This is a genomic window from Streptomyces sp. NPDC007162, assembly GCF_040634175.1.
Classification (GTDB): domain Bacteria; phylum Actinomycetota; class Actinomycetes; order Streptomycetales; family Streptomycetaceae; genus Streptomyces.
Genome location: NZ_JBEYFC010000625.1, coordinates 1 through 4,504 on the forward strand (window position 1 = coordinate 1; position 4,504 = coordinate 4,504).

The window sequence follows — 4,504 nt, forward strand, 5'->3', positions numbered from 1 at the left end:
GTCGGCGGCGATCTCCTGGGTGGACATCAGCTGCGCCAGCCTGCTCAGCACCTCGCGCTCGCGCCCGCTCAGTTCCTCCACGAGCAGCGGTGGGGCCTCGGGGTCGGTACCGGCGCCGTCCCCGTACAGCCAGCCCGCGGCCAGGCCGTGCAGCTGGGGGGTGTCCAGCAGACGCCGGATCCGCGGCCCGGCGTCCAGGAACGGGCGGCGCAGCCGGTTGCGGCGGGCCTCCAGGAGCGCCTTGGCGAGCAGTCTGCGGGCGGTGCAGGCGTCCCCCGTCTCGATCGCGGCGAGGGCGTGGACCAGGGTGGCCCGCACCGTGACCCCGGGACCTCCCCCGTCGTCCGCGCACAGCGGGCCCGCCGCCTCGACCGCTTCCTCGCGGTGGCCGGCGACGAGGCGCGCCCACGCCAGTTCCGCCGCGCACACGGACCCGTCGGGGCCCCGGACCCCGTCGAGCACCCCGGCGGCCGCCTCCGGACGGCCCTCGGCGAGATGGGCCGCCGACGAGGCCAGGGCCGCGCCCGCCCGGACCCAGGGCGAGGTGACCGTGGCCCGTACGGCCGGGGTGGCCGCGTCCGCGGCGGCTTCCGGGTCGCCGAGTGCCGCCAGCAGCCGTGCGGTCGCCAGGGCCCGGCACCCCTCGGTCACCGGGTCGGGCGCCGCGGGGCCGGGGCCGGACTCGGCGGCCTCGGCCAGCAGGGTCCGGGCCTGGTCGAGCTCGTCGCGGTCGACGGCCACGGCGGCCAGCACCAGCTGCCCGAGCCCGGCGCCCGGGAACGGATGCCCGCCGCAGTGCCGGGTCACGGCCGTGGCGGCCAGGGCCCTGCTCTCCGCCCGGTCGAGCCGGCCGTCGAAGTAGTCGAGCAGCGCCAGGTGACCGAGGCAGTCCTCACGCGGCAGTTCCGTCGCGGCGTCGGCGAGACCGGTCACCTCGGTGAGGGCGGCGCGGGCCGCGTCGAAGTGCCCGGCCCACACCCGGGTCGAACCCAGGTGGGTGAGCAGCAGTGCGCCGAGCTCGGGGTGGCGCGCCAGCTGCTCGGCGGGCACCTCGTGGCGGAGCCGCTCGGCCGTGGCCATCGCCTGCTCGGCCCGGCCGGGGGCACCGGTCAGCCGGGCCGCCAGGGACTCCAGGAGCACCCGGCTCAGTCGGCTCGCCGCGTCGGGCTCTCCCGGAGCCGGGTCCTGCGCCGCGTGGCCGAGGTGGACGAGGCCGCGGTCGAGGTCGCACCCGGACAGCTCGCGGGCCGCCCGCACCAGGTCCACCGCCGCGCCGGTGGCCTCCGTGCCCATCCGGGAGAACAGCTCGGTGAGGTCGTCGGCGCGCGGCCCGGTGAGCAGCCGGCCGATCGACAGGTCGTCGACGACGGCGCCGGCGGTGAACTCCCAGTCGGCAGCCGCCGCGCCGTGGGCGAGTGCCTCGGGTACGGCACCGTGGGCCCGCAGCCAGCACGCGGCACGCCGGTGCAGTTCGGGTTCCCGCTCCGGGCGGCGCGCCCGCAGGTGGACCCGGAGGATCTCCGCGAACAGCGGGTGCAGCCGGAACCAGGAGTGCCCGAGGTACTCGAGGAAGGCGTTCTGCCGGCACAGCCCGGCCAGCCGCGGCCCGGCACCGGGACGGCCCGTGAGGGCCTCGGCCAGTTCGGGGCAGAACCGGTCCAGGACGCTGACGCACAGCAGCAGGTCCTGCGTCTGGGGCGACTGCCGGTTGAGCACCTCGGCCAGCAGGAAGTCGGCGATGACGCTGTGACCGGCCTCGAACTCCTTGAGGTACGTCTCCGGGTCCGCGCTCTGCCGGGCGGCGAGGGCGCTCAGCTGCACTCCGGCCGCCCAGCCGCGGGTGCGCTCCACCAGGGCGCGCGCGGCCTGGGCGGCCAGCGGCAGGTCGTGCCGGGCCAGCAGGTCGGCGGCCTCCTCGGGGGTGAAGGCCAGTTCGTCGTTCCTGATCTCGGTGATGGCCGCGGCGGCCCGGTAGCGGTGCAGGGGCAGCAGGGGTTCGGTCCGGGTGACGAGGACCAGCCGCAGCCCTTGTCCGGCGTGGTGCAGGACGAACTCCAGCTGCTCGGCGGGCTCCGGCGCGGACAGCCGGTCGAACTCGTCGAGGACCAGGATCGCCGACCGGTCGCTCCCGTTCAGCTCGTCGGCGAGCCGGCCGAGCAGCCGGTGGCCGACCATGCCGATGGTCCCCGGTCCGCCGATTCCGGCGGGGACCGGAGTCCCCGAGGAGCGCAGGGCGTGCAGGACGTTGGTCCAGAACGTGCCGGGCCGCTGGTCGCCCGCCTCGTTGGTGAGCCAGGCGACCGGACGTCCGAGCCCGGCGGCCCAGTCGGCGACGAGGAGGGTCTTCCCCGCGCCGGCCGCGCCGTTGACCATGGTCAGCGGTGTGTGCAGGGCCTGGTCGAGGTGCGCGGTCAGCCTGGGCCTGCGGACGAAGGTGGCGGGCCTGGCCGGTGCGGCGAACCGGGTACGCAGAAACGGCTCCCCCGGCGGGCCGGTGTACCCGGCGGCCCGTCCCGGTGCGCTGTCGTCGTTCGCGGCCACAGACATCACCACCTGTGTCCGGCCGGCCGTGGCCGGCGCTCTACTCCATCAGGATCACAGTGTTTGCGCCCCGGCGCAGGACACGCCGGGACACCCGGCCCGGACACCGGTCCCGGCCGTCGCCGCGGCCGGAAGGGCCGGCGGCACGGCTATCCGGAGCGGCGGTCGTGCGGGCCGGGCGTGCGGTCCCCGGGCCTGCGGGCGTCCTGGGGACGGCGGGGCGGCGGGCTGCCGAGCCGGCCGGCGAGGAACGGCTCCTGGGCCAGGACCGCGCCGACGGTGACGCTGACGGTGGCGGCCAGGCAGACCACGATGAGCCAGGACAGGGCCACGAAGACCGCTCCCAGGGAGCCGTACTCGCCGAGGGCGCGGTCGAGGGCGCGCGGCATGTAGAAACGCGCGGTCACCGACAGGGCCGTGAAGGAGAGCGCTGTGATCGCGGCCCCGGGGACCAGCGGCTTCCAGCTGACGTGTCCGCCGAGCAGCAGGTGCTGCGTCCACCACCACAGGCACACCTGGGCGGCGAAGGTGACCGGGACGCCCAGCCAGGCACCCACGCCGAAGCCGTCCCGCAGCACGCCCTGGAGGACCAGCGCGACGATCCACAGGGCGAGCCAGGCGAGCCAGCGCCACGGTGCGATCCGGATGCCGCCGCGAGGGATGCCCCAGGCACGCTGGCACAACCGTTGCACGGCCCGGCTGAGGGAGGTGGCGGAGATCAGCACCATCAGCACGCCGACCGCGCCGGTGGTCTGCCGCAGCCCTTCGCTCTGTGGCTGCACCAGGTGCTGGAGCTGGGGGTCGGCCGGTCCGGTCAGGCCGAACACCGAGCGGATCGAACGGACCAGCTGTTGCTCGACCCCGGGCGGGGCGTAGGCCACGAACACGAAGAGCAGCGGGACGGCGGTCAGGAAGCACTGGGCGGCCACCCGCGTGGCGGTGTCGAAGATGTTCACGGACACCATGCGGTCCGCGAGGTGGATCACGACGGGGAACCGGATCTCCGCCCACCGGTGCAGCGCCTTCGCCCGCGCCGCCAGCCGCGCGGTCCGCTCACGCCACCGCGACGGCCCGGGCCGAGAGCCGTTGCGCGGCACCCGCCCCCTGGTCCGCATGGGCATCGCTCCTTCCTGCGTCCAGGGTGCGGGGCGGACGCCCGGGCGGCACCCCGGAGGCGCCCGCCGGGACTCCGGTCCGGGTGTCGTCCCGGTGCCGTGCGCCTACGCTCGTGGTGTCCGACACCGTGGGGGTCGTCGTGGTCCTCGACCTGCTGCTCATCGCGCTGGCCATCACGCTCGAGCCACTGCCGCTGATGGCCTTCGTCCTGGTGGTGGCCTCCGCCAGGGGCGTGTGGAAAGGCCTGGTCTTCATCCTGAGCTGGCTGGCGTGCCTGGTCCTCGTGATCACGGTCGTCCTGCTGCTGACGGGCGGCCGGCCGCCCCCGCCGAAGTCCCCGCCGTCCACCGCCGTCCTCGCGGCCAAGCTGCTCATCGGGGTGGCGCTCGTCGGGTACGGCGAACACCGGCGCCGGCGTCTGGGCGGTCTGCGTGGCCGGGCCCCGGGGGCAGGTCCACCCGCGCCGTCGTCCGCGTCCCTGACCGCGGAGATGGACCGCAGCACGATGTGGAGCGCGGCGGGCCTCGCCGTCCTGCTGCAACCGTGGGGGCTGGTCGCGGCCGGGGCCACGACGGTCGTGGAGGCGGACACCTCGCACTTCGCGACCTGGCTCGCCCTGTCCGGCTTCTGCCTGCTGGCCACCGCGAGCCTGCTGGCCCTGGAGCTGTACGTGGTCTTCGCCCCGGCGGCGGCCCGGGGCCGGCTGCTGCGGCTGCGCGCGTGGCTGACCCGGCACCAGGAGCAGGCGCTGGTGACGCTGTGCCTGCTGCTGGGCTGCTGGCTGGTCGGCAGGAGCCTCTACCAGCTGACGAGTTGACCCCCGGGGCGCGGCGGGTGCGGGTCCGCC

At 76.0% G+C, this 4,504-nt stretch carries 3 protein-coding genes; 1 reads left to right on the forward strand and 2 read right to left on the reverse strand.

Annotated features, from left to right (window positions below; all coding sequences use genetic code 11):
- A partial coding sequence (locus ABZ646_RS40745) for an AAA family ATPase (RefSeq protein ID WP_360531079.1) occupies window positions 1–2,547 on the reverse strand: 2,547 nt, incomplete at its 3' end.
- 143 nt (window positions 2,548–2,690) lie between these two features.
- A complete protein-coding gene (locus tag ABZ646_RS40750; protein WP_360531082.1) occupies window positions 2,691–3,656 on the reverse strand; it encodes a YhjD/YihY/BrkB family envelope integrity protein in 966 nt (321 codons plus the stop codon).
- Window positions 3,657–3,796: 140 nt separating this feature from the next.
- Between ABZ646_RS40750 and ABZ646_RS40755 the strand changes: the two genes are divergently transcribed.
- Window positions 3,797–4,474: a GAP family protein gene (locus ABZ646_RS40755; RefSeq protein WP_360531085.1), complete on the forward strand. Its 678-nt coding sequence runs from the start codon at window positions 3,797–3,799 to the stop codon at window positions 4,472–4,474.
- Window positions 4,475–4,504 lie beyond the last annotated feature (30 nt).